We start from the raw sequence: 25,675 nt of genomic DNA, 5'->3' as shown, positions 1-25,675 counted from the left end.
TTATGCCCCCACCGGTTCGACATTCAGTACTTTCAGCATGCCTTCATCCAGCATATACCCACGCAAACGCTCGCGGTTACCCCTGAGGCTTTCAATGCTGTTCAAGCCGGCAGCACCCATGAGCTCACTTAGCTCAAGTGTCCAGGCATGTATAAGGTTCGCAACATTCCTTCCCCCTATCTCGGGATCGATACGGTCTACCAGGTCCTGCCTTTGGGTGGCTATGCCCCAGGGACAGAGACCACGGTAGCAATTGCCACATACCCTGCATCCAAGAGCTATCAGGGAAGCCGTTCCGATATATACTGCATCCGCCCCCAGAGCAATGGATTTTGCAAGGTCTGCACTGTTGCGTATGCCTCCGCTGGCAATGATGGAAACCTCATTCCTTACACCCTGATCGTTCAGCTTGTGGTCTACAGCAGCTATAGCTGCTTCTATGGGTATGCCTACATTGTCCCTGAACACCTTGGGAGCTGCACCGGTCCCGCCACGGAAACCATCTATCACGACAGCATCTGCTGACGAACGTGCAATGCCTGCAGCTATGGCGGCTACGTTGTGCACAGCTGCTATCTTCACGAACACCGGCTTCTTCCATTCTGTGGCTTCCTTAAGGCTCCTGACAAGTTGCGCCAGATCCTCTATACTATAAATATCATGATGAGGTGCCGGACTTATAGCATCTGAACCCAGGGGGATCATACGGGTACAGGACACATCAACGCATACTTTTTCACCTGGCAGGTGACCGCCTATACCCGGCTTTGCACCCTGCCCTATCTTGATCTCAATGGCTGCGCCACGTTCAAGATAATCGATATCAACACCAAAACGCCCTGAGGCCACCTGGACGATAGTGTGGTCCTGATACGGGTGCAGGGCCTTATGCATTCCACCTTCACCTGTGCCCATGAAAGTGCCCATTTCTGTCACTGCCTTGGCCAGGCTTAGCTGGGTATTGAGACTGATAGCTCCGTAACTCATATGCCCTATCATGATAGGCGTATCAAGCTTCAGATTAGGAGCAAGCTCCGTGACAAGTTCCACATCTCCTTCATCGTTCTTTCTGAACTCAAGCCTTGAAGGCTTCTTACCCAGGTAGGTACGCAGTTCCATGGGCTCTCTCAGAGGATCGATACTTGGGTTTGTCACCTGGCAGGCGTCCAATACCAGCCTGTCGAAGATCACAGGATAATCAAGTGCATTACCCATTCCTGCAAGGATTATCTTGCCAGTGCGGGCCTGGTTGATGATATCTTCCCTTGTCTGAGCTGTCCACAGGGGATGGCTGCGGTAATCCACAGGTTTCTCCTGAAGAGTGATGGCATCCCTGGGACACATGGAGATACAACGGTGGCAGGCAGTGCATTTGCGGGAGTCTATAATGATCCTATCACCTTCAACTCTGTAGACACCATAGGAACAATTATCCACACAGCGCATACACTGCATACACTGATCACGGTCGATGCTTACCTTATACCGCAGAGGTACACTGCCCAGGGTCATACAATGACCCTCCCTATGACCGGTTCGCCTGCTCTGGGCATGCGGATGTTCTGCACGTCCGGGTCCATGACCCTGATAGCTGCCTCCTCGCTGGAGATATAGAGCTTGTTCCCATTCTCAGCAGCAACCAAAGGACGTAGCTTGATACGGTCAGTGAACCCTACTATACCCTGGCTGGTAGCTACAACTATGGCAAAAGGTCCATTCATCTGGGCAGCCCCGTATGTGAGACGCATGGCGTGATCTATCTTCCGCTGTCTTTCGGGCATTGCATCGATCTCATCCCAGAAAGGAGGAGCCAAAGCTTTCACAACCAGATCTTCAGGCAATCCATGACGCCTGCCCAGGATATCAAAGAGGTAAGCTACAACCTCAGTATCCGTGAACATAGTACACTTGTAGCCATTGCTTTCCACATACTGCCTGTTAGTACCGTAAGAAGTGATCTCTCCATTGTGGACCACTGACCAGTCAAGCAGATTGAATGGATGGGCACCTCCCCACCAGCCCGGGGTGTTTGTCGGATAACGGTTATGGGCAAGCCATATGTAACCCTTGTAATCCTGTATGCGGTAAAAATCCGCAACATCCTCAGGCCAGCCGGCCGCTTTGAACACTCCCATATTGACGCCTGAAGAGAACACCAGAGCACCATCTATACGGGAGTTGATGTCCATCACAAGGGTCTTTACAAGATCGTCTTCAGGTGTGGAACTGCCTACCACGAGATCCTTATGGGGCTTGTAGAAATACCTCCATGGGATATGTTTCTTCCTGAGGCCGGGTCGCTCATAGGTAGGGATCTCTTCCTGCTGAACTATGCGTCCCCACTTTTCAAGTAGTTCATCTACCTTCTTTTTCGGTTCCACCAGATTGTCATAGAAGACATGAAGAGCATAATAATCCGGATAATCCGGGTATATGCCATAAGCTACATAACCCGCGCCTTCTCCACTTCCTCGTTCGTTCATCAGGCTGAGGGCCTCTTTTATACCTGAGCCGTCCATGCCAGACCGGCCACGGTCTATAACGCCTATAATTCCGCACATATTTACCACTAAGAACTGTTTTTGGAGATACATCAATTTGCCTTTTGCGGACCAACCATGCAAATATCCGTAAAAGACCTGTTTTCGTCGTTCATTGAGGAGGATCTCCAATAGAGGGAAGCCAAACTAAAAGCAATTGGCATCTAACGTCCATAGGGACAATGGGATAAAGTTATATGTAAGGGATATTTCCCTTACAATATGCTTAGGTAGTTGTCCAGTTCCCACTGGTGGACCTGTGCCTTGTATGAATCCCATTCAGCGGTCTTTGCCTTAAGGAAGCTGTTGAAGACGTGTTCACCAAGAGCATTCTTTGTGAACTCGCTGGCGCGCATGAGATCCAGGGACTCCTTCAGGCTGCCAGGGAGGGACTGGATACCTCTCTTTGTACGCTCTTCTTCACTGAGCTTGAAGATGTTGACGTTCGTGGCCTCTGGTGGCTCGATCTTGTTCTTTATACCGTCAAGACCAGCACGCAGCATCAGGGCGAATGCAAGGTATGGGTTACATGCAGGGTCAGGGCACCTTAGTTCGATCCTTGTGCCAATGCCTCTTGTTGCAGGGATCCTGATGAGAGAGCTCCTGTTGGTGGCAGACCATGTGACATATATAGGTGCTTCATATCCTGGCACAAGCCTCTTGTAGGAGTTCACAGTTGAGTTGGTGACTGCAGCGAACTCTCTGATGTGCTTCAGCATACCGCCTATGTAATACATGGACGTCTGTGAGAGGCCTTTTGGTGCATCCGGGTCATAGAAGGCGTTCTTGCCGTTAGTCATCAAGGACTGGTTAGTGTGCATGCCTGAACCGTTCACACCGAAAAGAGGCTTCGGCATGAAGGAGATATAGTACCCCTTGTGATATGCAATGGATTTTGCCACGTACTTGAAGGTAATGACCTTGTCTGCAGTGGAAAGCATGTCACCGAACCTGAAGTTGATCTCGTGCTGTGAAGGAGCTACCTCGTGGTGAGAAGCCTCCAGCTTGAACCCCATAGACTCAAGTGCGAAGTCTATGTCTCTTCTTACATCCTGTGCCTTGTCCAGAGGAGCAAAGTCGAAATATCCTCCCTGATCGGTCAGATGTGTTGTAGGGTTACCTTCTGCGTCCAGCTTGAACAGGAAGAACTCAAGCTCCGGGCCTACGTTCATCGTGTATCCCATTTCTGCAGCATCAGCCATGGCTTGCTTCAGGACATACCTCGGATCGCCTTCGAACGGAGTACCATCTGGCTTCTTTACATCACCAATGATACGGGCCACTGAGCCTTCCTTTGGCCTCCATGGGAGTATCCTGAAAGTAGATGGATCGGGCATGAGCATCATATCGGATTCTTCTATCCTTGCGAAACCCTCTATCGAAGAACCATCGAACATAACACCGTCCTTGAAAGCTCCCTCAAGGTCCTCTGCCGGAATTGCCCAACTTTTGATGATACCCAGAGTATCAGTGAACTGTGTCCTTATGAACTTTACATCATTTTCTGCAACTTTTTGCAGCACTTCCTCGTTGGTCATTGCTTTTTGTGCCATTCCTATTACCTCTTAGGTATTAAGTAACCCATTACCTACTTTATAGTATATAAATTTTTCTTAATTGCTGCCGAAAAGAAGAGTTCAACTAGAGAGAGAACAGAAAACCATGATGAAAATTATACTATGTATTGAAAGAAAAAGTAACAGATATCCGGGAACAGTTTATAAACAATAGGAAATACATTAATGGGCAGAACATGAAAGAGAACAATGTACAGGAACAACTTAAAGAAGCAGGGATCGACATACTGAAGTGCATGCAATGCGGGATGTGCAGCGGGAGCTGCCCTTCTGGCCGCCATACCAGCCTGAACGTACGCAGGCTCATCAGGCATGCCATGAGGTCCCAGGATGTGCTTGAAGATAAAGAGCTGTGGATGTGCACTACATGCTATAACTGCCAGGAGCGTTGCCCGCGCCGCATTGATATAGTAGATGCTATCCTCAGCATCCGGTCCGTTGCAGCCCACGAGGGCATTATACTGCCTGAGCATAAGCAAGTAATAGAACTGCTCCTGGAATATGGACACGCTGTGCCTATTGATGAAACAAATATGGAGAAAAGGGAAGAGCTTGGACTTGAGCGACTTCCCGAAACAGTGCATAAGGACCTTGAAGCCTTGAACGAGGTCAAAAAGCTTCTTAATGCCTGCAAGTTGGCGGCTATCATAGACCAATAGTTATATACCGGAGACAAAAATGGCACCATTGGCACTTTTTCTGGGATGCGTCATCCCTAACAGATACCCAGGCATAGAGATGGCCACCAGGCTATGCCTTGCAAAGCTGGACATTGACTGCACTTACCTGCCCGGAGCTTCCTGCTGTCCTGCACCCGGTGTATTCCGTTCATTTGATAGCCCTACATGGCTGGCAGTGGCTGGGCGTAACCTTACACTTGGAGAGGATATGCAACGTGACCTTCTTACCATATGTAACGGATGCTTTGGATCCCTGGCAGATGCAAACCGGACATTGAAGGAGAACGAAGAGCTGAGGAAAAGGACAAATGTATATCTGGGCGAGATAGACCGCCAGTTCAAAGGAACGATAGACGTACGCCATATAGCAGAATTCCTCTATTCGGATGTCGGAACTGAGAAGATAAAGGAGGCCATAGAGAAACCTCTTGGACTGAAAGTAGCAGTTCACTACGGATGCCATCTCATAAAACCTTCCAGGGACAGGGGACTTGGCAGTTTTGAAAGACCACGTTTCTTTGACGAACTTGTGGAAGCTACAGGTTCCACAAGCGTTGAATACTCCGATAAGATGGAGTGCTGTGGAGCCGGAGGAGGCATGCGATCCGGCCTTAAAGAAAGATCACTTGCAATGGCCGAACACAAACTATCTAAAATAAAAGAGGCAGGTGTGGATTGCATAGTCAATGCATGTCCTTTCTGCCACATGCAACTGGACGCAGGCCAAAAGGAGATAGAAAAGGCATTTGGTAAAACCTATGAAATACCTGTGCTGCATTATTCCCAGCTTTTAGGGCTTGCTCTGGGATTCCCCCCTGAGATGCTGGGCATCCATATGAACGTCGTACAGAACATGGGTTTCATGGAAAAGCTGAAAATGTCGATAGAAGACAATTAACTCTACTGTACCTGATAGATCACAGCGGCAAGTTGCAATGTAAATAGATATAAAAGTGGCCGTCTAGCAAAGGCCACATTTTCAGGATTTATCCGAAAGGATATTATCAACAGACAGTTCAAAGGATGCTGTCTTGCCGTTCACATCTACATTGTAGACACCTTTCTCCAGACCATATACGTCAAGAGGCACGGACTTTGTGAAAGGCACCAGTGCCTGTGTACATAAGGCATCCCTGGGACGTATTGTGCCTATCTCCACATAGAATGTGTTGCCATCTTTCGTGGTAGTGACATTAGCGATGGTCGTGCAGCCATCGGGAAGATAACCCGTAGCTTCCACATTCACCTGTACAGGAAAAGATTCCAGTATAAGCACCTGCACATTACTGACAGATGCCACGCCGGTTATGAATTCTTCGTCATTGTTCACTCCAGGAGAAGGTGTCTGGTTCCCACTTGTGTTCTCAGAGCCATTGTAGACTATCGTCGGCTGACAGGAACAACCTGATATCACGATGGCCATTGTAATTAATAAAAGTATTAACAGATAGTTCGATCTCATTCTGTCTCCCCGTAATAGATTTGTATCTGAAAGATATGATATCATTCAGAATATATAGCAATTGCCTAAGGTACGAATATTTTCGAACTGATACATAGTAAGCAGTTCAAAGATCAGTTTATATCTGCCGACAGACAGAGACCGGATATAGAAAGAAACAGATAACTACTGATAGGTCCGGCTCGTACCAATAGATTTAAGATATTGAATGTTATTAGGAGAGTGAAAGTCAAAGAGAGCGTGTGGCCTAGCCAGGATATGGCGGCAGCCTCCTAAGCTGCAAGCCAGGGGTTCAAATCCCTTCACGCTCGCTATACTTTTTTCTAATTCAATGAGATCAAGGAGAATCATCTAATGATCCGTAAGGCCACTGTCAAAGATGTCGAAGCAATGAAGAACATCATCAATGCATATGCAAAACAGGAGAAGATGCTTCCCCGTTCATACAATGAACTGTACCAGTATATACGCAGTTTCTATGTATACGAGAAGGACGGCGAGGTCATAGGATGCTGTGCCCTGCAGGTAGTATGGGAAGACCTGGCGGAGGTACTTTCGTTTGCTGTCAAGCCTGAATATGCAAGGCAAGGAATAGGTTCCCAGTTGCTTAAGGCCTGTATGAGTGATGCACACGAACTGCATATAAAGAAGATATTTACTCTTACATACGTACCGCAATTTTTCGAAAAACACGGATTTGAAAGGGTGGATAAAGCAACACTCCCCCATAAAGTATGGAGTGGCTGCATAAACTGTCCTAAGTTCCCGGACTGTGATGAGGTAGCGCTGATCAAAACTATAGAGTGAACTGCTCAGCCAGATCCATTGTAAAATAAATGACCCCTTTTTCTTCTTTTTGCACGAAAAAGCCGGTCTTCAAGTATAAAGCAATAGCTTGCTTCTGAGAAGTAGATGTCTTCAGGATCGCTGTATTATAATGCTCGCGTGCAAATTCCAGAGCTTTCCCCAAGAGTTCGGACCCGATTCCCAGTCTTCTGAGATCCTTATGGACATACAGCCTCTTGACCTCACATTTTTCCTCACTTCTTTTTTTCACAGCACAGGTGCCGATGATCCTGCCCTCTGTGAAAGCCACATAAAAGATGCCTCCGTCTTCAAGGTAATTTGCTGAAATATCATCCAGATCAAGATCCTTCTCCATGTCGTAAGCAAAACCTTCGGATGCCAGTACGCTCACCACGAATTTTTTTACGGAGGAATTAAGTAATGGGGAAAAGACCTTTATGATCAACGAATATATTCCCCTGGCTTTTTCAAAAAATCAAGAGCAATAGAACTTAATATTTGCACACCCTGTATCAGGACAGCTTCATCTATATCAAAACTGCTGGAATGGTTGTTCTCTGTCATATCTTTCTCCGGATTGCGGGTACCCAGGAAAAGGAACATACCTGGCACCTGACGCAAATAATGAGCAAAATCCTCGGAGCCGAAGATAGGAGATGCATTATCATCCACATTCATGAATGACTGCTTAAGCAACCTGCTGGCCGCTGCCGTAAAACCCGGATCGTTCACAAGTACAGGATAACCATGTAACACATCCAGCTCATAGGATGGCACACCAGCAATATCCTCTCTGGTATATTCCTCCATGACAGAAATCAGTATTGTATCCAGAACATTCTCAATAGTGGCCGTGTCCATTTCATCAAAGGTCCTGAAACTTCCTGAAACATGTACTTCGTCGGGGATGATGTTTGAGCGAGTACCTCCGGTGACCGTGCCAAAGCCAAAAACATGTCTTGAAGGATCGACCTTCCGGGCACTTTCCAGCCTAGACCTGGATATAAGGTCCGCAGCCATTTCAATGGGATTTATGCAATATTCCGGTGTGGATACATGACCACCTTTTCCTGTGACCCTGATATTGAAATCGTTGGAGCTTGCCATGAATGGCCCGGGGCAGAAACGCACATTACCAAGACCCACATCACCGAAAATGTGAAGCCCTATAATAGCATCGACGCCTGTAAGCCCGCCATCATCAATAACCTTGCTCGCCCCTCCAGGGTATTGTTCCTCTGCCGGCTGAAATATCAACCGCACTTTACCAGGGAACTCATATCTCCTCTCGAAAAGCAGGCGGGCCACGCCCAATACTATAGCCATATGGCCATCGTGGCCGCATGCGTGCATGATCCCTTTGTGGCAAGAGATATACTCGCTATTGTGGGCAGTTGCCTCCTCCTGTATTGGCAGAGCATCTGTATCAGAACGTATTGCAATACAAGGTCCCGGACCATTGCCTGTGATATCTGCCACAACACCGGTACCGGCAATAGAACTGCTTTCCAGGCCGAACTCCTTAAGAGAACTAATTATCCTCTTCTGTGTCATGTGTTCATTGAAGCTGAGCTCAGGATATCTGTGGAAATCGCGTCGCTTTTGTATGATCCATTGTTCAAGGGGAAGCAGGAACATCACCTTATATGAATGTTTCATCCAAATTATAAGAGCAAATCGCTCATCATGACCCATGATCATTTTGTTCATAGAGATGTTTGCAATATGATTATTACTAAGGAGATTTATTACCTTTAATCCAATACAAAGGAGATAAGAATGCTGAAAACACGGCTCAGGGACTTTTTCATAACACAGGATGACTGGATATTCGCTGTATCCGATTATTTCCATCCCCATGGGATACGTTCGACACTGCGATACGTACCCGATGAAGAAGGGGAACGGCAGATGAACGGAAAAAGATACCGCAAGTATGATTTCGATGATTCTTTCGATTTTATGCGAAAGCACCGGCCTGAATGGGTGGAAGATGTACATGTAGTGCCTGAAGAGCAGGTGAAAAGGATACTCCCCCCCAATGAGGCCATACAGCGTCTTGTAGCCTCAGATAGCCGGATAGATGCAATCGTGAAAGTTCTTGAAAAAGCAGGAGTGCCAAGGTCACATATGGGAGTCACTGGCTCTTTGTTGCCGGGATTACAGAACGAGACATCTGATGTGGATTTTGTGGTATATGGAAAATACTGGTTCATAGCAAGGGATGCCATCGCCGAAGAAAAGAAAAGATCCGGACCAATAGAGGATATAAATATGGAGATGTGGCAAAGGATATATAAAAAGCGCATTCCTGAGATATCCTTTGAAGAGTTCGTAGTCCATGAGGAACGGAAAGGTAACAGAGGTATGGTGGAAGGCACATATTTCGATCTGCTTTTCGTGAGGGACTGGGAACAGATAAAAGAGCCTCCGGCAAGAGGAAAGGACACTGGGACCATGAGGATCGAGGCAACAGTGACAAATGCGGACCTTGCCTTTGACAGCCCTGCGGTATACAAAGTGCAGCACCCTGAAATAGACCACGTGTTATCCTATACTCATACTTACGCAGGACAGGCGTTACCCGGAGAGCTTATCGAAGCTCAGGGAGTGGTTGAAATAACAGGCGAGAAAAAAAGGCTCGTGGTAGGCACTTCACGTGAACCAAAGGGAGAATGGATCCGTTCACTTACATTGCTTGAAAAAGAAAATATGCTGTGACAGAAAATGTAACGAAATTAAAGGAGGAGATCATCCTCCGCCTGTCACCTGCCCGATATCAACGACCCTTTCCGGAGTTTGCTGTCTGACAAGGTCATCTTTATCGACTTCTCCTGCTTCACGTTCTTTTTTCACTTTGATGGCGCTTGCATCCGTTATCACAAGAGCCTGTACATTGTAGTACAGTCCGGTGGTGTCCAGCAGGGCCCACGTTGAATCTTCGTCCTGCTTAAGTTCGATAACCTGACCTGCAGTACCTGTATTGATATAGAGCACATATGAACCAATTGTGATAGGAGCCCCGTTTAGATCTTGGGCCATGATATGATCTGAACCTTCATCCATGTTACCACATTCTTTTAACTGATCAGACCGGTGATCGAAACTAACTGAAAAAGATTCAGTTAGTGATCTCTGTACGAAGTTCGCCTATGGTTGCAACCCTTTCAGCAAAGGCATTATGGCGGTGGATACTTTCCTCGTTTATCTGCTTAATGGTCACGATCGCATCATCCGGAAGGTCCCTGAACTCTTTAACAACATTATGAGCCATGGTACGCACACAGTCTTCCACGAACTTCGGATTCTTGTGGGCCGTCTGAACCACCATCGCTTCATCGGAACGCTTCAGCAATTCGAAGACACTTGAGCTCATCGATCTCTCGATGATGGTTATCACTTTTTCAAGGGAGATGAAATCATCACTTGCAACTTCAATGGAAATAATCCCTCTTCCTCTCTGGTTGTGGGTTGCCATGGGCACACGATGGAGGAATTCGGCGATCTTTCTGTTATCCACACCGATCTCTTCAAGCTGTTTGCGGGCATTGTCCGTCATGATCTCCTGTGCACACGGACAAGCGGTCATTCCTACCACTTCTGCACCGATGAGCTTAGTGATATTGATGTTCCCTGCTTCTTCCCTGCTGGCTTTCGCTTCAGCGAAAATCTCCACCACTTCCTGACATTCCATTTTAGTGGAAGGGGATTCCCTTTTGATAACGTATTCACTCTTGAGATGGACTTCTGCCCTTGTAGCATATTCATGCCTCACGAGCAAGTTGAGAGCAACATCACTGCATAGCTGCTCGATCTCATAAACAGGCATATTCACCGCTTTTTCCAGAACTTCATCTACTGCTTCGAAATTGCGGGAGAGGTTGGCCCCTTTCCTGTCAGAAGGCAGGTCAACAAAGATATCGAATGTCGATATAAGCATTACAGGGCGCTTGTCTTTTCTTTTGACGGCTACCAGTTTTTTAACGTTGGTCACACCTACGCGAGTCAGGTTGATAGGTATTTTTGGCTTATTGGCCTGTATATCCGGCAATATGACAGTAGAAAGTTCCATAACATTACCTCTGAGAACAGATCACATTCATGTAAAAGTGAGATGGGTCCGTTTTTATGTGTACTTGGTGAAGGAAATGAATTCATTGCATGTAAATGTTGTGTTACAGCAGGGATAAATTAAAATATTTAAACAGCAATATAATTTAAACAGGATTATGAGTACGCCCGATAATCCAACTGGTATAAACCAGAATCGAAAGGCAACATTAAAAGAAAAATATATATACTATATGTGCAGAATAGGTTTATCGAGTAAAAATCACATGCAAGCAATGAGGTGACATGATGGTTGAAACTAGGAACTTTGTACTGAGAGATAAGAACGGAAACGAACACGGTGTATTTACCGGAAAACAGCCACGTCAGGCAGCATTGAAGGTCGCTAACCGCGGCAAGGGAACAAAAGCAAAGCCAGAAACCATAAAGCTCCGCGAGAGGGGAACCAAGAAGATCCATGTCTTCAAGGGATGGAGAGAGAATGTTGATGCTCCAAAGAACAAGCCAGACTGGATGCCTGATAAGATCAGCAAGCCATTCGTGAAGAAAGTGGGCATTGAGAAGCTCGACAAGATTTAATAAAATCACTTTACATTTTCTGGCTACCAGAACTCTGGTACCATTCTCTTTTAACAGATCTTCTTTTTATGGTCCAATAAAGATAATATATTGGAACCTATATCAATACGGATACTTTTTATTGGTAATCAACTCACCAGTGAGGGTGGACTGTGACACTGAAAAGAGAGAACGTGTTGATAGAGGCTCTTCCATATATAAGGAAGTTCCATAATGCCATAATGGTCATCAAAGTAGGCGGCCATGCCATGGTTGATAAACAGATAATGAGCGATATCATTGAAGATGTAGTGCTGCTGAAGTTCGTGGGCATACATCCGATCATAGTGCATGGAGGGGGACCGGAGATCACCGAGAAGATGAACCGCATGGGAAAGAAACCCAAATTTGTGGGAGGATTACGCATCACAGATGATGAGACCCTTGAAATTGCACGCATGGTACTGGTAGGCAATATCAATACCGACATCGTATCCCTCATAGGCAAACATGGAGGAAAGGGAATTGGCCTTTCCGGCAAAGATGGTAAGCTTATCATTGCAAAGAAAATGGCTGCACAAAAGGTCATGATAGAGAACAAAGAGCAGGAAGTTGATCTGGGCTGGGTGGGGGAGACCGAGATCATCAACACGGAGATCCTGGAAATAGTCACAGAACATGGTTATATTCCTGTGATATCCCCCATTGCCATAGACTCCAGTGGGAGAGGGCTTAACATAAATGCAGATACAGTGGCCGGAGATATCGCTGCAGCTCTGAGGGCCCAGAAACTCATTCTCATGACAGACGTACCGGGCATCCTGAGGGATATCGAAGACAAGTCGTCCCGCATATCCAGAGTGAAACTTGAAGATGTGGAAAAACTGGTGAGGGAAGGGGTCATCTCAGGCGGCATGGTGCCAAAGCTGAGGGGTGCTGTGACCGCTGTTGAAAGTGGTGTGGAAAGAGTGCATATAATAGATGGGAGCGTATCTCACTCGGTCCTGCTGGAACTCTTCACTGATACGGGTATAGGGACAATGGTTTACAGAGGCGAGGATGAGGAGTGAGAAAATCACTCCAGGACAGGAGAGCCAAAAGTAACATCGTCCAGAACCAATACCTTTTCCCACAGATACCTGCAATCACATCCCAGCCCTTCAAGGTCATGCAGGTCCTGGCTCAATGAAAAGGCCCTGATGGCATCTGCAACCTGCCCGCTGCATTCCTTACAGTTGCGGGGCCCTCTTTTGGCTCCTGCACCTACCGGATCGGAAGTGATGACCAGATGTGGGAACTCCTGTTTTGTCCTTTTAAGGATATCCACAATGCTCCATAGCCATGGAGGACGGTATTCCCCACGTTCCCACAGATATTCTATAAGAGTGCCTTTCTGCACATTGCACAGATTGATAGAGATCACGCTGGAATATACTGACGCTTCCCTTACTGAGGCTACAATGTCCTGCAAAGCCTGTTTTTCTGAAATGAAAGGGGGTTTCAGCATAAGATACGTCTTTACTGCGACACCATTGGATTTTGCAACCTCGGCAGCCCTGACAAAATCCCTGAAAGTAAAACCTTTGTTGATAGAGTGTTTTCTGATGAGGTCCGAACTGGTCTCAAGACCTATGGCAACCTCGAACAAAGTATCTTTAAGATGAGCAAGGCAGAACTTCATGGATGCGTCGGTCAGGAACTCTGGCCTGGATTCCACCACTACCTTAAAGACCCGATCATCTTCTTCCAGAAGAGAAAGTATCTTTGAGAGAGCTTCGGCCGGCACTTCCTTTTCATCAAGGAAACTACCTGAGGTGAATATCTTGACCATGAACCTGTCAAACTTTGAAGCTTTAACCATTGCTTTCTGGAACTGGGAAACAAGATCTTCCGCAGAAGGAGAAGTATGCGCACTGTCGTACACGTAACCACACATGGTGCAGCCTCCGACCTTACCCCACCAGCACCCGGAAGTGCGGAAGATCATGGTAAGGGTATTCTCCACATTCCCATCCACATGGTCCTTGCCGGTCCACACTGCAGAGGGCATATCCAGAGGTGTCGGTTTGATCCGCTGCCTCTGACGTATCTCAAGAACTGTAGTATTCAGTGACATTTACTCGAACTCGATGGTTGCCGGGGGTTTCGGAGACAGATCATACACAACTCTTGCAACTGATGGGATCTCGCCTGTGATACGCGACTCAATACGCTTTAGCACATCCCAGGGCAGTTCCATGGCCTCCGCGGTCATACCGTCACGGGAACCGACAGCACGTACTGCAACTATCCAGCCATGCACTCTCTGGTCACCTTTGACACCAGTGCCTTTGCCCACTATGGCAGCGAACGTCTGCCAGGGATGGAACCTTTCCAGAAGTTCTTCCTCTACGATGGCATTGGCTTCCCTCACTGCCTCGACCTTTTCCTCAGTGACCTCGCCTACTATGCGTACAGAAAGTCCAGGCCCGGGGAAGGGCATACGCTCAGAGATCTCATGGGGCAGGCCAAGTGCCCTGGCAACTTCCCTCACCTCATCCTTATAAAGGTCCTCCAGAGGTTCTACAATGGACCTGAAATCCATTACAGAAGGCAGACCACCTACATTGTGATGGGATTTTATACCGCCCTCGGACTCTATCCTGTCGGGATAGATGGTTCCCTGAATGAGGAACTCTGCTTTAAGCAGCCTTGCCTCTTCCTCGAACACCCTGATGAACGTTTCACCGACTGCTTTGCGCTTCAGTTCCGGATCATCTATGCCTTTCAGAGCTTCCAGGAAACGCTCTCTGGCATCTACGATCTGTAAGTTCATGTCAGAGAATATCTCCTTTATTCTCTGAGTTTCTCCTTTACGCATGAGCCCGGTATCGATATAGATAGGGAACAATAACTCTCCTATTGCACGATGCGCAAGTACAGCACACACAGAGCTGTCAACACCACCTGAAAGAGCTATAATGGCAGGACCGGAGATCTGTTCCTTTATCTTCTCTATACTCTGAGGAATGAATCTGTCAACTTTAACCATAGGATTGCTCCATATATCACACATTGATAATCATAAAGAATGGATCAGTGATTGAGCGGATTATTACAGATATATGATTTAATGCTGTCGATGTGATATTTAAATTCTTGGGGAATGATCTTTAATTATAATCATGTCATCAACTATAGTTATATACAGCCAATGTTAACTGTAGAGCGATGCACCGGACATTAAGCAAGTACTTCGGATACGACACGTTCAGGCCCCTGCAGGAAGATATTATAAAAGATGTTCTGGAGGGAAAAGATGTTTTTGTGCTGATGCCCACCGGAGGAGGAAAATCCCTCTGTTATCAGTTACCTGCACTTCTGATGAATGGTGTCACTATAGTAGTGTCGCCCCTCATATCTCTTATGAAGGACCAGGTGGACACGCTCAGGGCCAATGGTGTAGAAGCCGCATACCTGAACAGTACGTTGAGCTATAAGGAAAGCAACCAGATAAAGCAGGATCTTGAAAAGAACCTTATCAAAATGCTGTACGTTGCTCCTGAAAGGCTTACCTTGTCCAGTACATTGGCATTGTTCGACAGAATAAAGGTCAACCTGTTCGCCATAGACGAAAGCCATTGCATCTCTGAGTGGGGACATGATTTCAGGCCCGAGTACAGGAAGCTGAGCATCCTTAAAAGAAAGTATCCGCACATCCCTATCATAGCACTTACAGCAACCGCCACTCCCAGGGTGCGGGAAGACACTATATCCCAGTTGCACATCCAGGGCTGCAAAACATACGTAGCCAGCTTTAACCGTAAAAATCTGCTGTATCAGGTCAGACCAAAGAAAGATACCTATGAACAGATAGTAGAATTCCTGCGGGACAGAAAAGACAAAAGCGGGATAATATACTGCCAGAGCCGCAAGACGGTAGATGAACTAACCGGAAAATTGCGTAAAAGCGGTTTCAATGCCCTGCCGTATCACGCAGGGCTTTCTGATGCTGCAAGGAGCAGGAACCAGGATATATTCATAAAGGATGATGTGGAGATCATCGTTGCTACCATTGCTTTTGGTATGGGGATAGACAAACCCAACGTACGTTTCGTGATACACTACGACCTTCCGCGCAATCTTGAAAGCTATTACCAGGAAACAGGAAGAGGTGGCAGGGATGGCCTTGAATGTGAATGCATACTCTTTTTCAGCCGTGGTGACAAGTACAAGATTGATTATTTCATTGATCAGATAGCGAAAAGCGAAGAGCGTGAAGCAGCCAGATCAAAACTCAAAGAGGTTATGGACTATTGCCAGAGCACAGTATGCCGAAGGAAAATGCTGCTGCGTTATTTTGGCGAAGAGCTGCAAGATGAGAACTGCGGGGGATGTGATGTATGCCTGCAGCCTGTGAAAATAACTGATGCTACGGAAGAAGCAAAGCTGCTCATCAAATGCGTGAAAGAAGTAGGCCAAAGGTATGGTATCACACATGTAACGGAGATACTTACCGGCTCAAACAGCAAAAAGATAAAAGAAAAAGGACATCATCGGCTGAGCAGTTATGAGATGGGCACCTATCTTCCAAAGGACAGGTGGGCAGATATCGCAAGAGAACTGGTCCATCAGGGGATATTAAGGCTCGAAGGTTCCAGATATCCGTTGCTCAAACTCGACAAAGATAGTGAACAGGTCATTGCAGGGAAAAGAACTGTAGAGATGATGCAATTAGCATCAAGCAACGATTCGCTCCTGGCTCCGGGTAAGCAAATAGCGACAGACCAACTGAAAAGATCCAACGTAAGTGATCATCCAAGCGATCTTGTGAGAGTTAAAGAGATAGAAACCGAATATATAACAAAGAAACAAACTGGAACTGTCAATAGAATTGATAATGAGCTGTTCTCAAGGTTAAAGGAACTGCGCAAAAAGATCGCAAGCAAAGAGGGAGTTCCGCCTTACATAGTATTTGCAGATACGAGCCTGAAACAGATGGCAACCCAGATACCCCTGAATGAAAAAGAACTGCTGGAGATCACAGGCGTGGGAGAATACAAGCTGCAGAAATATGGAGATATATTCCTGACCGAGATAAGGGACCATCTGAAAGGCATCTCAAAAGATGCTACTGAAGCAACTACACAGGAAGTTGGAACTGCAGATAATGAAAATGAATATGATAAGAAAGAAAACGTTATGCTGTGCATAATGGGCCTAAGGGAAGAATTCATCCGGCTCACAAAAGAAAAATTGGGAACTGAGATACCTGATAAATATATAGAAGAGATCTGGTCAGACATCCTGCCTTATAAAAAGTGAACTATTGTAAATGGGAAGAACTCATTCACATGTATCCAGAAGATGACGTTTTGCGTGCCCCCTTCTGTCACCAGGATGGATCGGACTGATCCTTGCGACCTCTTCCTTATCCTTGTCTTGCTTTTCCTGCTTGGTGTCATTTTCTCCCATTGATATGCCTCCATAGCAAGATATGTGGAGCCGGTTACTAAACCTTGCCGGTCAGACCAAAGGCATCAGATAATTGAAGGACAGGTAGAATATAAGATCACCGAATATAACGGCAGCTAAGAACCCCGCGGTTATGGGTATCATAAAAGGAAGACCAGGAGTGATCCACACATGTTCTCCTATTGAGCCTTTTCTGTGCAGTCCTTGCAGCTTAAGGATCATATCGCGATCAATGGAAGTGCCTGTGCGTGTAAATCTTGAAACTACGCCATTAGGCGTTTCCTCATGCTTTTCTATCAGTCTGAAATGACCTTCTTCCAGGTTGTCTATATGCTGCCTGTAACCTATGAGGGCATATAAGGGCTTTTTCATAAGTTCTTTAGGAGGAACTGTCAGCAGGTTGTAAAGCAACAGACCGAGGGGCACTATGATGGTCAGAAGCACCGAATTACCAAAAACACTGAATGTGAACAGATCAAGCAGAGGAACTCCCCACAAAGGAAGTTGCAGAGAACCCAGTGACAATTCAGGGAAAACAGGGAGGATGATAGAGATGACCATGAGCACTTTTGCATCTGCTCCCCCGAAAGCATGCAGCATGAAGAGGATGTACACAAAAACGAATATCACGACAAAAGAGATCACAGTCCTGAAAATATACGGTAAGCCGAAAGTGATCATCTCATAAAGTATAAAGGGTGAAGCTGCACCCAGCATGATCGGCCAGACCTTATTGGATACCCGGCGGGTCTTTATATCGGAATAACAGGAATACGCAAGGAAAGGCAGGCACACAAGGACTTTGAGGAGTTCTATCATATCAGCGTTTCTCCCATTTTTTAAGCTGCATCACTTCAGAAAGCGTTGCACCTCTTTTTAGTTCCTCAAAGAGACGCTTCTCGGTCTTTTCCACTTCTTTAGCCCTTCTTGCGATCTCATAGGCGTTCTCCTTTGGTATAACGACAACACCATTGTCATCGCCTACAATGTAATCTCCCGGCTTGACGGTCTGTGACCCGCAGGTGATCTCGGCATTGATCTCACCGAAACCTTTGGGTTCACCGGCATTGGGCACATAGCTGCTTGCGAACACAGGCAGGCTCATGGTGCTGATATCATCGATATCCCTTATAGCCCCGTCTATAACTACCCCGGCAATACCTTTGTTCAGACAACTGAGAGTTGCCAGACCGCCCCAGGGAGCTATATCTCTCCTGCCATTGTAGATAACAATGACATCGCCCTCTTTTGCCATATCTATGGCCTCAACTGGCTTTGCCCAATCGCCACCGAAGGTCTGTACAGTTACAGCAGTACCTACCATTTTTTTACCTTTCAGCATGGGACGGATATCCTTCATGACACCTTTACGGTGCATGGCATCTGAGATATTAGGAGTTGAAACTTCCATTAACAATTTGCGTATCTCAGAATCCTGAGAAAGCTTTGGAACTTGTACCACGGAAGGGGAATCCACACTTTGTCTTATCTTTCTGGCAGAAGCATATACATCTGCAGATCGGATTATGTTGCCACCTACAATGACAATGCTTGCACCTGCCTGCACTGCCCTGGCACAGCCCGCCGCATCGAGACCACCTGCAGCTGCAATGGGAGTGGAGACAACTTTTACGATCTCGGATATAATGTCCAGAGGATCTCTGCCCACCATCTGCTGGTCAATACCTGAATGCACATTGATATAATCCACACCCATTTTTTCAAGTTCCTTTGCCCTTGATGAGGGGTCTGCCACAGATATGAGGTCTGCCATTATCTTGACACCATATTTTTTTGCAGCTTTCACAGATTCAATGATAGTTGAATCATCAGCTCCTGCCAGGACCATTACCACATCTGCACCTGCCTTTGAAGCCATTTCAACCTCAATTGCACCTGTATCGGCCACCTTCATGTCGGCAAGTATTATCTTCTGAGGGAAAGTCTTTTTAAGAGTTCTGACTGCATCCATACCCTCGCTTTTTATCAAAGGGGTCCCGACCTCTATCCAGTCAACACCCCCCTCAATAGCTTCTTTTGCGATCTGTACGGCACGGTCTGTTTCAACCAGGTCAAGGGCTACCTGAATGATAGGTCTGATGTAATCACCTTCTGAATATAATTTATTACTACTAAACATACCTTAACACCTATAAACTTAATCGAGGGATTTAATATAGAATGTAGCCTAACCCAATATGGGGAGGAGCTTTTTGGGAAATGGGGACAGAATCACAGATAATGAAAGGAACAAGTTGCTGAACAGGCTGCGTAGGCCTCTCTTCTGGGTAGGTGAAAATATACCCGGAGAATTAGAGATAGAAGGCAAAAATGTCAAGCTACACGAGATAATCTGGGAGATCATCAATAAGACCCATTTTTCTGCAAAAGAGATTGAGAATATAGAGCTGTTTCTGGCTTTGCTAAAAGAAAAAGAACATGAATATGAAAAGAACCTAGAACAAAACGATATTAGTTATGAAGAAGCAAAAAATTTGTTCACCCAGACGGCAGGTATCATGAGAGCTATAATGGACCTCACTGAAATCGAAGAAGAAAATAAGAGAAAAAAGATCCCGGATACGAAACATATCTGCAAAGATGTTGAAGACAAAGAATGGGAACATTTTGTCAAAGACATCAGAAAGGGAAGAAATACGAAAAGATGAACAGTTGATCGGATCATGGAAGAAGCTGCCAGCAAATATTATATCTGATGTAGCACCTCTTACGATAAATGTACTTTAAAGACATGCATATCCTATCAATGAAAGATTTCTCAAAAGAGATGATAGACCATATACTGGAGACAGCGGAAAAACTTGAACCAATAGCTGTCATGAAGGAGCGGTCTGATATGCTTGCCGGTAAAGTGCTTGCTGTACTGTTCTTTGAACCCAGCACCAGGACACGCATGTCTTTTGAGACCGCTATGTTAAGGCTAGGAGGAGCAGTACTTAGCATGGGGTCCGTGGATGCAAGCTCTATAGCAAAAGGAGAGACATTGGCCGATACCATTCGTGTGGTGCAGAGCTATGCAGATACCATCGTATTACGACATCCGAAGGAAGGAGCTGCACGCATGGCTTCAGAGTTCTCCCAAGTGCCTGTGATCAATGCAGGAGATGGGGCGGGACATCACCCCACTCAGACATTGCTGGACCTTTACACGATCAAGCGTGAAAGTAAGCTGGAAGGGGTAAGGATAGCTCTGGCAGGAGACCTGAAATATGGAAGGACCGTACATTCCCTGTGCTATGCACTTGCTCATTACGGGGCTGACATAACCCTTGTTTCGCCGGATGGACTGCGCATGCCCTATGAGATAATAAAGGATCTGGAAGCCAGGGGTATGAAAGTGAGACAGACAGATTCTATCGATGAGGCCATCACTGAGGTGGATGTATTATATGTGACGAGGATACAGAAGGAACGGTTCCCTGATCCTGCAGAATACCTCCGAGTGGCCAGCAGCCTGCAGATCACACCGGAACTCCTCGAGAATGCTAAAAGCCATCTGAAGATCATGCATCCTCTGCCCAGAGTAAATGAGATTGACCCGCTTGTGGATAACACTTCACATGCCTGTTATTTCAAGCAGGCTTTTTACGGGGTGCCCGTAAGGATGGCACTTCTGGCCCTTGTGATGGGAGGGATGGAATGAATTCCGAGAATACGGACTTTGAACTGGAACCCGGACTAAGGGTCAGGCCGATCGAAAATGGCACGGTCATAGATCATATAAATGCAGGTCAGGCCCTTAATGTCCTGCATATACTAAAACTGCCTGGCCAGTTTGAAAGCGTGGTTAGTGTTCTCATTAATTCGCCCAGCAAGTACGGTAAGAAAGACGTGGTGAAGATCGAGAACAGGGAACTGAAGGTCAAAGAACTGGATAAGATATCTTTGATAGCGCCCAGTGCAACCATCAACATAATACGGGATTTCAAAGTCCTCAAAAAGAACAGGGTCAAGATCCCTGAATACGTGGAAGGGGTGGTGCAATGTGTCAACCCGAACTGCATATCGAATAGTTCTGAACCTATTACGTCTAAATTCCGCGTCTATGAGGAAGATAATATAATAAACCTGCGCTGTATCTACTGCGAGCGCATAATATCAGAGGACATAGCTGACCATCTATTAAGAGAATAGACTTACAGGCCAAGGATATCTTCCATGGTATACATGCCCGGACCGGCATTGCATACCCATGCTGCAGCCTTTACAGCACCTGAAGCAAAAGACTGTCTGGAATGTGCCTGGTGTTTTATCTCGATACGTTCACCGTCACCTGCGAACAGCACCGTATGATCACCTACGATGTCCCCGCCGCGCACTGCGTGGATGCCTATTTCCTTGCTGCGGGGAGCAAGACCCTGGCGACCATAAACATATTCTTTTCCACCCAGTGTGGCACTGATGACATCTGCGGCCTTTATGGCAGTGCCGCTGGGAGCATCTTTCTTCTTGTTATGATGAGCTTCGATGACCTCGATATCAAAGTCTCCCAAATATTTTGAGGCCTCTGCAAGTATCTTAAAAAATACATTTACGCCTACTGAGAAGTTAGGAGAGATGATCCCTGCCACAGCATGTTTAAAAACAGCTGTTTCAATGATATGTTTTTGCTCATCGGAAAGGCCGGTGGTTCCGATGACAAGGTTCACACCCGCTGAAGCTGCCCTGGGGGCATTCACAACTGTTGCATCGGCGATAGTAAAGTCGATCAGGACATCAGTAGCTGACCCCTTAAGGACCTTTTCCATGTCCTTTACATCGGATATAGCAACACCAAGATTACCTACCTGGGCAGTTTCCCCTGCATCTTTACCAATATTCACCAGGTCGAATGCTGCGGAAAGCTGCATTCCATCAAAAGCCACAATATTGGAAATGATGAGCTTGCCCATCCTTCCTGAAGCACCTGTAACTGCTGCTCTGATCATGATATGCACCCCAGATCCCTCATGATATCTTCAAGGACCCTTTCATGCTCTCTGCTTAAAGGAGCAAGAGGAAGCCTTAATCTGCCATTTGCCAGACCTAGCATATCCATTGCTCTCTTTACAGGAATGGGATTCGTTTCCAAAAAGAGAGCGCGTGTCAGCGGTGCAAGCTCATAATGAAGTGCCTGGGCTGTTTTAAGATCGTTGTTCCTAACAGCGGTCACAAGGTCAACCATTTTTTCGGGAACAACATTTGCAACCACTGAAATAACACCCACAGCTCCCATACACATAAGAGGCAATGTAAGGCCATCCTCACCTGAGATGACCACAAAGTCCTCATCCACTGTGTTTTCAATTATACGGGAAACCTTCACCGGATTTCCGCTTGCTTCCTTTATGCCCACGATGTTCTCTATCTTGGAAAGCTCAGTAATAACTTCCAGAGGCATGTCCTGCCCTGTGCGGGAAGGCACATTGTAGAGTATAACAGGGATATCCGCAGACCTGGCAATACTGGAAAAGTGTGCGATCAGACCGGCATTGTTGGGCTTATTGTAATACGGAGATATGATCAGCACCGCATTGGCGCCTGCATCGTATGCATGCCTTGTGAGCTCCACTGCTTCGGTGGTGTTGTTAGAACCGGTGCCTGCGATAACAGTGGTTTTGGCACAATCTACTGTAAGATCGATGAGGTCCATGTGCTCCTGGGTGGACATGGTCGCGGACTCACCGGTGGTTCCGCAAGCCACCATTCCTGCAACACCGCCTTTTTCCACATACTCGACAATGTTCCTGAAAGACGTGACATCTATTCTGTTATCGGCATTGAACGGTGTTATAAGAGCAGGAAATACCCCTTCGAACATGGTACCACTTCGACTGGAACTTATTCCATGCGCACGTGAGTCATCTTGCGTGTGACATAGCCGGCCACACGGTTCCTTATGACCTTGCTTTCAATTGTGGTATACTGTGTCACAAGGTGCTTGTTCGTATCAAAGTCCTTTGTGAAAGCGTCACCGTAAGCGTCTATAAGGCGAAGTGAAATGGTCTTGATATTGTTCTGTCTTATGTTTCCCATATATGATTCTCCATCTATTGCAAGTGTGTTATATTAATATGAATTCTCAAGAGTGGAATTTGTACCGCTTATAACTACTCATGCATTTATAACTTTTGGAATGAAAGATACATCTAACGAAATCCTGAATTCCACAAAAGCGGTGTACTGGACAAGAGTGTAGATCCACAGCATCATATATCTGTCTTTCCAAGCAGTCTTTCAAGAGCATTGGCCTGCCTGAAAACGACCTCCCTTTGGCCCTTGCGGTTGGTATAAAGACCAATGAATACGATCAAAAGACCTATTTCCGGGTTCAGGGTGGTCAGGATCACACCTATGAGCATTACAAAAGAAGATATAATGCCCTTTAAAGCTCCCTTTCTGTATGACACGATCCTTGTGCGCCTGAAGATACGGATGTCCCGCAATGTAAGGAACAACACAACAAAATAGGCCATGATCGAGATGTAGACGTACATTGAGTCCTCCTTCCCTGATAAATAAGCAGATGATGTTATTTCAATACACCGGAAAGATATCATTAGAATAGATTACTTTCACTGTGCATGGATAGGAAATTATAAACCCTGAATTATATATGAAGTTCTAAATGAGCGCAGACCAAAACCGTATAACACTGCACATTGATATGGACAGTTTTTACTCGTCAGTGGAAACAAGGGAAAAACCTGAGATCCGGGGAAAGCCCGTGATAGTGGGCTCTGACCCTAAAAAAGGTACCGGAAGAGGCGTAGTAAGCACCTGCTCCTATGAAGCCCGCAAATATGGCATACATTCAGCAATGCCCATATCCAAAGCATATAAGCTATGCCCTGATGCCGTATATTTACCGGTGGATATGGAACTATACAAAAGTACATCTTCCAGAATAATGGAAATACTTAGAGAGTTCTCTTCCAGATTCCAGCAGGTCAGCGTGGATGAAGCATACATGGAGCTTGACAAAGACATCACTGATTATGATAAAGCTATTGATGTCGCAAAGAACATCAAGGAAAACATACTGCGCAGGGAAGGACTTACATGTTCCGTGGGAATAGCCCCGAACAAAGTGATAGCCAAGATCGCATCCGATTTCAATAAGCCAGACGGCCTTACGGTTGTAAGTCCCGAAGAAGCGAAACAGTTCCTAGACCCTTTGCCCATATCTAAAATACCAGGGATAGGAAAGAAAACTGCTCTGTTGTTACGTGAAATGGGGCTGGGGACCGTTGGGCAGCTCGCAGCATACGACGTGCAGCTGCTCATAGCGAGATTCGGAAAATTCGGACTGACAATGCACCGGATGGCTAACGGGATCGACGAAAGAGAAGTGGAGGAAACAGAAGGAGTAAAATCCATCAGCAAGGAAGATACCTTCGACGAGGACATAGCTGATTCTGATACCATAAAAAAGGTATTCTACGTTCTGTCCGAGAAGGTACATGCATCCCTTCTGAAAAAAAGATACCGTTTTCGTACCGTCACTATCAGAGTCAGATACGGGAACTTCAGCACCTATACGCGGTCCAGGACCTTAAGCTGTGCCAGTACAGACCTCTACGTTATGAGAAGAGAAGCCCTGCATCTCATGAAAGAATTCACAGGGACCGGCAGGTTCAGACTGCTTGGAGTTGGGGTCTCAAATCTTGAAAAGATAGATGAAAGGCAAACATTGATCACAGATTACTAAAACATTTATTCACGGTACTTAATAGAACTACTGAATTTTGAACTACTGAATTCCCAGGGAATTAACATCAATAATCCCAGAGGCGTACAGGACAACAACCAGCAGAGGCTGGTGTATGATATATATTGCCAGTGATCTTCTTCCCATGAACTCAAGAGCAGATATCAATGGATTCTGAGAGAGATCAGGGAGTTCATATTTACGGTGATGATCAGGATACATCATGTTACCTGCAAATATTCCCAACATAGTAACGCCAAACCAGGGCAACAAAGGAAAATAATCAAGTGTCTGGAAACCTGCAGGGGTCAGGCCAACCCATATAAGCCATGGAAGATCAACTGTGAAGTTTTCCACTAATCCTCCCAGAAAAAGAACGATAAACCCTCCGATAAGATTGGGAAGGCGATATTCCAGTAAAGGATATGACAATACGATAGCTACGCCAATGAAATGCAAAACACCGAACACTATGACCTTATCCGGGAAAAGCACCCAGCTTGCCAGAGTGAAGACCATACCCCATAGAAAGATGTGAAAGCCCCTTTTGAAATATTTGTTGAAGCTAACCTGCAATCCTAATACCTTACTTCTGGAATGGCTGAGGCTAAGGGAAACGCCTACAAGGAAAACAAAAAGAATAGCTGCACTCCTGCCGATATAAAATACAGGCCCCGACCAAATATCTACGTGAGATATATCGAAGAACACCAGATCATAAAGGAAATGGAACAGCACCATAAGGAGTATGGCGACCCCCCTCAGTGCATCAATTTCCCAGAACCTTTTGTGAACGCTGCGCATTACACGCTGCC

Annotated in this window: 29 protein-coding genes and 1 tRNA gene; 12 read left to right on the top strand and 18 right to left on the bottom strand. The window is 46.1% G+C overall.

Annotated elements, in window-relative coordinates:
- The 3 genes from A4E24_RS09630 to glnA all read right to left on the bottom strand — a co-directional run bounded on the left by A4E24_RS09630 (window position 1) and on the right by glnA (window position 4,093).
- The gene (locus A4E24_RS09630; protein ID WP_292353103.1) at window positions 1–1,512 is read right to left on the bottom strand and encodes a glutamate synthase-related protein; all 1,512 of its coding nucleotides are present in this window, start codon (window positions 1,510–1,512) and stop codon (window positions 1–3) included.
- The gene (locus A4E24_RS09625) at window positions 1,509–2,561 is read right to left on the bottom strand and encodes a glutamine amidotransferase family protein (RefSeq protein WP_292353101.1); all 1,053 of its coding nucleotides are present in this window, start codon (window positions 2,559–2,561) and stop codon (window positions 1,509–1,511) included. The genes A4E24_RS09630 and A4E24_RS09625 overlap by 4 nt, the downstream gene beginning before the upstream one ends.
- A gap of 194 nt (window positions 2,562–2,755) precedes the next feature.
- Complete coding sequence (gene glnA, locus A4E24_RS09620; protein WP_292353099.1) at window positions 2,756–4,093, bottom strand: type I glutamate--ammonia ligase; 1,338 nt, start codon at window positions 4,091–4,093, stop codon at window positions 2,756–2,758.
- A gap of 200 nt (window positions 4,094–4,293) precedes the next feature.
- Here glnA and hdrC point away from each other — a divergent pair, with 200 nt between their 5' ends.
- On the top strand, window positions 4,294–4,776 hold the full coding sequence (gene hdrC, locus A4E24_RS09615) for a CoB--CoM heterodisulfide reductase subunit C (RefSeq protein ID WP_292353098.1): 483 nt from the start codon (window positions 4,294–4,296) through the stop codon (window positions 4,774–4,776).
- Window positions 4,777–4,795: 19 nt separating this feature from the next.
- On the top strand, window positions 4,796–5,695 hold the full coding sequence (gene hdrB, locus A4E24_RS09610; RefSeq protein ID WP_292353096.1) for a CoB--CoM heterodisulfide reductase subunit B: 900 nt from the start codon (window positions 4,796–4,798) through the stop codon (window positions 5,693–5,695).
- Window positions 5,696–5,776: 81 nt separating this feature from the next.
- Here hdrB and A4E24_RS09605 read toward each other — a convergent pair whose 3' ends face one another.
- The gene (locus A4E24_RS09605) at window positions 5,777–6,259 is read right to left on the bottom strand and encodes a hypothetical protein (RefSeq protein ID WP_292353095.1); all 483 of its coding nucleotides are present in this window, start codon (window positions 6,257–6,259) and stop codon (window positions 5,777–5,779) included.
- Window positions 6,260–6,495: 236 nt separating this feature from the next.
- On the opposite strand from A4E24_RS09605, the gene A4E24_RS09600 reads away from it, so the two are divergent.
- A tRNA-Arg gene (locus A4E24_RS09600) sits at window positions 6,496–6,570 on the top strand.
- Between the two features lie 43 nt (window positions 6,571–6,613).
- Complete coding sequence (locus tag A4E24_RS09595; RefSeq protein ID WP_292353094.1) at window positions 6,614–7,066, top strand: N-acetyltransferase; 453 nt, start codon at window positions 6,614–6,616, stop codon at window positions 7,064–7,066.
- On the opposite strand, the gene A4E24_RS09590 is transcribed toward A4E24_RS09595, so the two are convergent.
- Window positions 7,056–7,511, bottom strand: a complete 456-nt coding sequence (locus tag A4E24_RS09590) for a GNAT family N-acetyltransferase (protein WP_292353093.1) — start codon at window positions 7,509–7,511, stop codon at window positions 7,056–7,058. The two genes, A4E24_RS09595 and A4E24_RS09590, sit on opposite strands and share 11 nt — an antisense overlap.
- Window positions 7,508–8,776, bottom strand: coding sequence for a M20 family metallopeptidase (locus A4E24_RS09585; RefSeq protein WP_292353091.1), 1,269 nt, complete (start codon window positions 8,774–8,776; stop codon window positions 7,508–7,510). Before A4E24_RS09585 ends, A4E24_RS09590 begins: the two co-directional genes overlap by 4 nt.
- 69 nt (window positions 8,777–8,845) lie before the next feature.
- Here A4E24_RS09585 and A4E24_RS09580 point away from each other — a divergent pair, with 69 nt between their 5' ends.
- Window positions 8,846–9,787 (top strand): nucleotidyltransferase domain-containing protein, encoded by a 942-nt coding sequence (locus tag A4E24_RS09580; protein ID WP_292353090.1) that lies wholly within the window; start codon window positions 8,846–8,848, stop codon window positions 9,785–9,787.
- Between the two features lie 30 nt (window positions 9,788–9,817).
- Here the strand turns inward: A4E24_RS09580 and A4E24_RS09575 are convergent, their stop codons facing one another.
- Together A4E24_RS09575 and mptA are read right to left on the bottom strand one after the other, a co-directional pair.
- Window positions 9,818–10,132 carry a DUF2098 domain-containing protein gene (locus A4E24_RS09575; protein ID WP_292353088.1) on the bottom strand — a complete coding sequence of 105 codons (315 nt, stop codon included), beginning with the start codon at window positions 10,130–10,132 and terminating at the stop codon, window positions 9,818–9,820.
- Window positions 10,133–10,187: 55 nt separating this feature from the next.
- Window positions 10,188–11,138, bottom strand: coding sequence for a GTP cyclohydrolase MptA (mptA, locus tag A4E24_RS09570; protein WP_292353086.1), 951 nt, complete (start codon window positions 11,136–11,138; stop codon window positions 10,188–10,190).
- A gap of 287 nt (window positions 11,139–11,425) precedes the next feature.
- Between mptA and A4E24_RS09565 the strand changes: the two genes are divergently transcribed.
- Together A4E24_RS09565 and argB are read left to right on the top strand one after the other, a co-directional pair.
- Window positions 11,426–11,716: a non-histone chromosomal MC1 family protein gene (locus A4E24_RS09565; protein ID WP_292353141.1), complete on the top strand. Its 291-nt coding sequence runs from the start codon at window positions 11,426–11,428 to the stop codon at window positions 11,714–11,716.
- A gap of 152 nt (window positions 11,717–11,868) precedes the next feature.
- Window positions 11,869–12,765 carry an acetylglutamate kinase gene (gene argB / locus A4E24_RS09560; RefSeq protein WP_292353084.1) on the top strand — a complete coding sequence of 299 codons (897 nt, stop codon included), beginning with the start codon at window positions 11,869–11,871 and terminating at the stop codon, window positions 12,763–12,765.
- A 5-nt stretch (window positions 12,766–12,770) separates the two neighbouring features.
- On the opposite strand, the gene A4E24_RS09555 is transcribed toward argB, so the two are convergent.
- On the bottom strand, window positions 12,771–13,811 hold the full coding sequence (locus A4E24_RS09555) for an archaeosine biosynthesis radical SAM protein RaSEA (RefSeq protein WP_292353083.1): 1,041 nt from the start codon (window positions 13,809–13,811) through the stop codon (window positions 12,771–12,773).
- Window positions 13,812–14,726, bottom strand: a complete 915-nt coding sequence (gene guaA / locus A4E24_RS09550) for a glutamine-hydrolyzing GMP synthase (RefSeq protein WP_292353081.1) — start codon at window positions 14,724–14,726, stop codon at window positions 13,812–13,814.
- Window positions 14,727–14,905: 179 nt separating this feature from the next.
- Here guaA and recQ point away from each other — a divergent pair, with 179 nt between their 5' ends.
- Window positions 14,906–16,999, top strand: coding sequence for a DNA helicase RecQ (recQ, locus tag A4E24_RS09545; protein WP_292353080.1), 2,094 nt, complete (start codon window positions 14,906–14,908; stop codon window positions 16,997–16,999).
- Window positions 17,000–17,020: 21 nt separating this feature from the next.
- On the opposite strand, the gene A4E24_RS09540 is transcribed toward recQ, so the two are convergent.
- From A4E24_RS09540 to hxlA, 3 genes are read right to left on the bottom strand one after another with little or no spacing between them, the layout of a single operon-like run.
- Window positions 17,021–17,149: a hypothetical protein gene (locus tag A4E24_RS09540; RefSeq protein ID WP_292353078.1), complete on the bottom strand. Its 129-nt coding sequence runs from the start codon at window positions 17,147–17,149 to the stop codon at window positions 17,021–17,023.
- 51 nt (window positions 17,150–17,200) lie between these two features.
- Window positions 17,201–17,968, bottom strand: a complete 768-nt coding sequence (locus A4E24_RS09535) for an A24 family peptidase C-terminal domain-containing protein (RefSeq protein ID WP_292353077.1) — start codon at window positions 17,966–17,968, stop codon at window positions 17,201–17,203.
- Between the two features lies 1 nt (window position 17,969).
- Entirely contained in the window at window positions 17,970–19,289 is a 1,320-nt protein-coding gene (hxlA, locus tag A4E24_RS09530) for a 3-hexulose-6-phosphate synthase (protein WP_292353075.1), read from the bottom strand.
- A gap of 73 nt (window positions 19,290–19,362) precedes the next feature.
- On the opposite strand from hxlA, the gene A4E24_RS09525 reads away from it, so the two are divergent.
- The 3 genes from A4E24_RS09525 to pyrI all read left to right on the top strand — a co-directional run bounded on the left by A4E24_RS09525 (window position 19,363) and on the right by pyrI (window position 21,304).
- Window positions 19,363–19,818 carry a DUF5788 family protein gene (locus tag A4E24_RS09525; RefSeq protein ID WP_292353074.1) on the top strand — a complete coding sequence of 152 codons (456 nt, stop codon included), beginning with the start codon at window positions 19,363–19,365 and terminating at the stop codon, window positions 19,816–19,818.
- Window positions 19,819–19,886: 68 nt separating this feature from the next.
- A complete protein-coding gene (pyrB, locus tag A4E24_RS09520) occupies window positions 19,887–20,813 on the top strand; it encodes an aspartate carbamoyltransferase (RefSeq protein WP_292353073.1) in 927 nt (308 codons plus the stop codon).
- Window positions 20,810–21,304 (top strand): aspartate carbamoyltransferase regulatory subunit, encoded by a 495-nt coding sequence (gene pyrI, locus A4E24_RS09515; protein ID WP_292353072.1) that lies wholly within the window; start codon window positions 20,810–20,812, stop codon window positions 21,302–21,304. Before pyrB ends, pyrI begins: the two co-directional genes overlap by 4 nt.
- Before the next feature lie 2 nt (window positions 21,305–21,306).
- Here pyrI and dapB read toward each other — a convergent pair whose 3' ends face one another.
- From dapB to A4E24_RS09495, 4 genes are all read right to left on the bottom strand, one after another.
- Window positions 21,307–22,098 (bottom strand): 4-hydroxy-tetrahydrodipicolinate reductase, encoded by a 792-nt coding sequence (gene dapB / locus A4E24_RS09510; RefSeq protein ID WP_292353071.1) that lies wholly within the window; start codon window positions 22,096–22,098, stop codon window positions 21,307–21,309.
- Complete coding sequence (dapA, locus tag A4E24_RS09505; protein ID WP_292353070.1) at window positions 22,095–22,970, bottom strand: 4-hydroxy-tetrahydrodipicolinate synthase; 876 nt, start codon at window positions 22,968–22,970, stop codon at window positions 22,095–22,097. The genes dapB and dapA overlap by 4 nt, the downstream gene beginning before the upstream one ends.
- Window positions 22,971–22,990: 20 nt before the next feature.
- Window positions 22,991–23,185 (bottom strand): 30S ribosomal protein S17e, encoded by a 195-nt coding sequence (locus A4E24_RS09500; RefSeq protein WP_292353069.1) that lies wholly within the window; start codon window positions 23,183–23,185, stop codon window positions 22,991–22,993.
- A 173-nt stretch (window positions 23,186–23,358) separates the two neighbouring features.
- Window positions 23,359–23,646, bottom strand: a complete 288-nt coding sequence (locus A4E24_RS09495) for a hypothetical protein (protein ID WP_292353068.1) — start codon at window positions 23,644–23,646, stop codon at window positions 23,359–23,361.
- Window positions 23,647–23,777: 131 nt separating this feature from the next.
- Here A4E24_RS09495 and dinB point away from each other — a divergent pair, with 131 nt between their 5' ends.
- Window positions 23,778–24,860 (top strand): DNA polymerase IV, encoded by a 1,083-nt coding sequence (gene dinB, locus A4E24_RS09490; RefSeq protein ID WP_292353067.1) that lies wholly within the window; start codon window positions 23,778–23,780, stop codon window positions 24,858–24,860.
- A 42-nt stretch (window positions 24,861–24,902) separates the two neighbouring features.
- Here dinB and A4E24_RS09485 read toward each other — a convergent pair whose 3' ends face one another.
- Window positions 24,903–25,664: a heparan-alpha-glucosaminide N-acetyltransferase gene (locus A4E24_RS09485; protein WP_292353066.1), complete on the bottom strand. Its 762-nt coding sequence runs from the start codon at window positions 25,662–25,664 to the stop codon at window positions 24,903–24,905.
- Between the last annotated feature and the right edge of the window lie 11 nt (window positions 25,665–25,675).

The organism is Methanomethylovorans sp. PtaU1.Bin093 (assembly GCF_002067275.1).
Taxonomy (GTDB): Archaea; Halobacteriota; Methanosarcinia; order Methanosarcinales; family Methanosarcinaceae; genus Methanomethylovorans.
This window is presented reverse-complemented; position numbering and strand designations above follow the sequence as displayed.

Excerpts from the sequence above, each read along its gene's own strand:
- dapB (WP_292353071.1), bottom strand. The coding sequence starts at position 22,098 with ATGATCAGAGCAGCAGTTACAGGTGCTTCAGGAAGGATGGGCAAGCTC.
- hdrB (WP_292353096.1), top strand. The coding sequence starts at position 4,796 with ATGGCACCATTGGCACTTTTTCTGGGATGCGTCATCCCTAACAGATAC.
- A4E24_RS09495 (WP_292353068.1), bottom strand. The coding sequence starts at position 23,646 with ATGTACGTCTACATCTCGATCATGGCCTATTTTGTTGTGTTGTTCCTT.
- hxlA (WP_292353075.1), bottom strand. The coding sequence starts at position 19,289 with ATGTTTAGTAGTAATAAATTATATTCAGAAGGTGATTACATCAGACCT.
- A4E24_RS09595 (WP_292353094.1), top strand. The coding sequence starts at position 6,614 with ATGATCCGTAAGGCCACTGTCAAAGATGTCGAAGCAATGAAGAACATC.
- A4E24_RS09535 (WP_292353077.1), bottom strand. The coding sequence starts at position 17,968 with ATGATAGAACTCCTCAAAGTCCTTGTGTGCCTGCCTTTCCTTGCGTAT.
- pyrI (WP_292353072.1), top strand. The coding sequence starts at position 20,810 with ATGAATTCCGAGAATACGGACTTTGAACTGGAACCCGGACTAAGGGTC.
- recQ (WP_292353080.1), top strand. The coding sequence starts at position 14,906 with ATGCACCGGACATTAAGCAAGTACTTCGGATACGACACGTTCAGGCCC.
- A4E24_RS09575 (WP_292353088.1), bottom strand. The coding sequence starts at position 10,132 with ATGGATGAAGGTTCAGATCATATCATGGCCCAAGATCTAAACGGGGCT.
- mptA (WP_292353086.1), bottom strand. The coding sequence starts at position 11,138 with ATGGAACTTTCTACTGTCATATTGCCGGATATACAGGCCAATAAGCCA.
- A4E24_RS09555 (WP_292353083.1), bottom strand. The coding sequence starts at position 13,811 with ATGTCACTGAATACTACAGTTCTTGAGATACGTCAGAGGCAGCGGATC.
- A4E24_RS09540 (WP_292353078.1), bottom strand. The coding sequence starts at position 17,149 with ATGGGAGAAAATGACACCAAGCAGGAAAAGCAAGACAAGGATAAGGAA.
- hdrC (WP_292353098.1), top strand. The coding sequence starts at position 4,294 with ATGAAAGAGAACAATGTACAGGAACAACTTAAAGAAGCAGGGATCGAC.
- dapA (WP_292353070.1), bottom strand. The coding sequence starts at position 22,970 with ATGTTCGAAGGGGTATTTCCTGCTCTTATAACACCGTTCAATGCCGAT.
- A4E24_RS09485 (WP_292353066.1), bottom strand. The coding sequence starts at position 25,664 with ATGCGCAGCGTTCACAAAAGGTTCTGGGAAATTGATGCACTGAGGGGG.
- pyrB (WP_292353073.1), top strand. The coding sequence starts at position 19,887 with ATGTACTTTAAAGACATGCATATCCTATCAATGAAAGATTTCTCAAAA.
- guaA (WP_292353081.1), bottom strand. The coding sequence starts at position 14,726 with ATGGTTAAAGTTGACAGATTCATTCCTCAGAGTATAGAGAAGATAAAG.
- A4E24_RS09565 (WP_292353141.1), top strand. The coding sequence starts at position 11,426 with ATGGTTGAAACTAGGAACTTTGTACTGAGAGATAAGAACGGAAACGAA.
- A4E24_RS09585 (WP_292353091.1), bottom strand. The coding sequence starts at position 8,776 with ATGAACAAAATGATCATGGGTCATGATGAGCGATTTGCTCTTATAATT.
- A4E24_RS09500 (WP_292353069.1), bottom strand. The coding sequence starts at position 23,185 with ATGGGAAACATAAGACAGAACAATATCAAGACCATTTCACTTCGCCTT.
- glnA (WP_292353099.1), bottom strand. The coding sequence starts at position 4,093 with ATGGCACAAAAAGCAATGACCAACGAGGAAGTGCTGCAAAAAGTTGCA.
- A4E24_RS09630 (WP_292353103.1), bottom strand. The coding sequence starts at position 1,512 with ATGACCCTGGGCAGTGTACCTCTGCGGTATAAGGTAAGCATCGACCGT.
- A4E24_RS09625 (WP_292353101.1), bottom strand. The coding sequence starts at position 2,561 with ATGTGCGGAATTATAGGCGTTATAGACCGTGGCCGGTCTGGCATGGAC.
- A4E24_RS09605 (WP_292353095.1), bottom strand. The coding sequence starts at position 6,259 with ATGAGATCGAACTATCTGTTAATACTTTTATTAATTACAATGGCCATC.
- dinB (WP_292353067.1), top strand. The coding sequence starts at position 23,778 with ATGAGCGCAGACCAAAACCGTATAACACTGCACATTGATATGGACAGT.
- A4E24_RS09580 (WP_292353090.1), top strand. The coding sequence starts at position 8,846 with ATGCTGAAAACACGGCTCAGGGACTTTTTCATAACACAGGATGACTGG.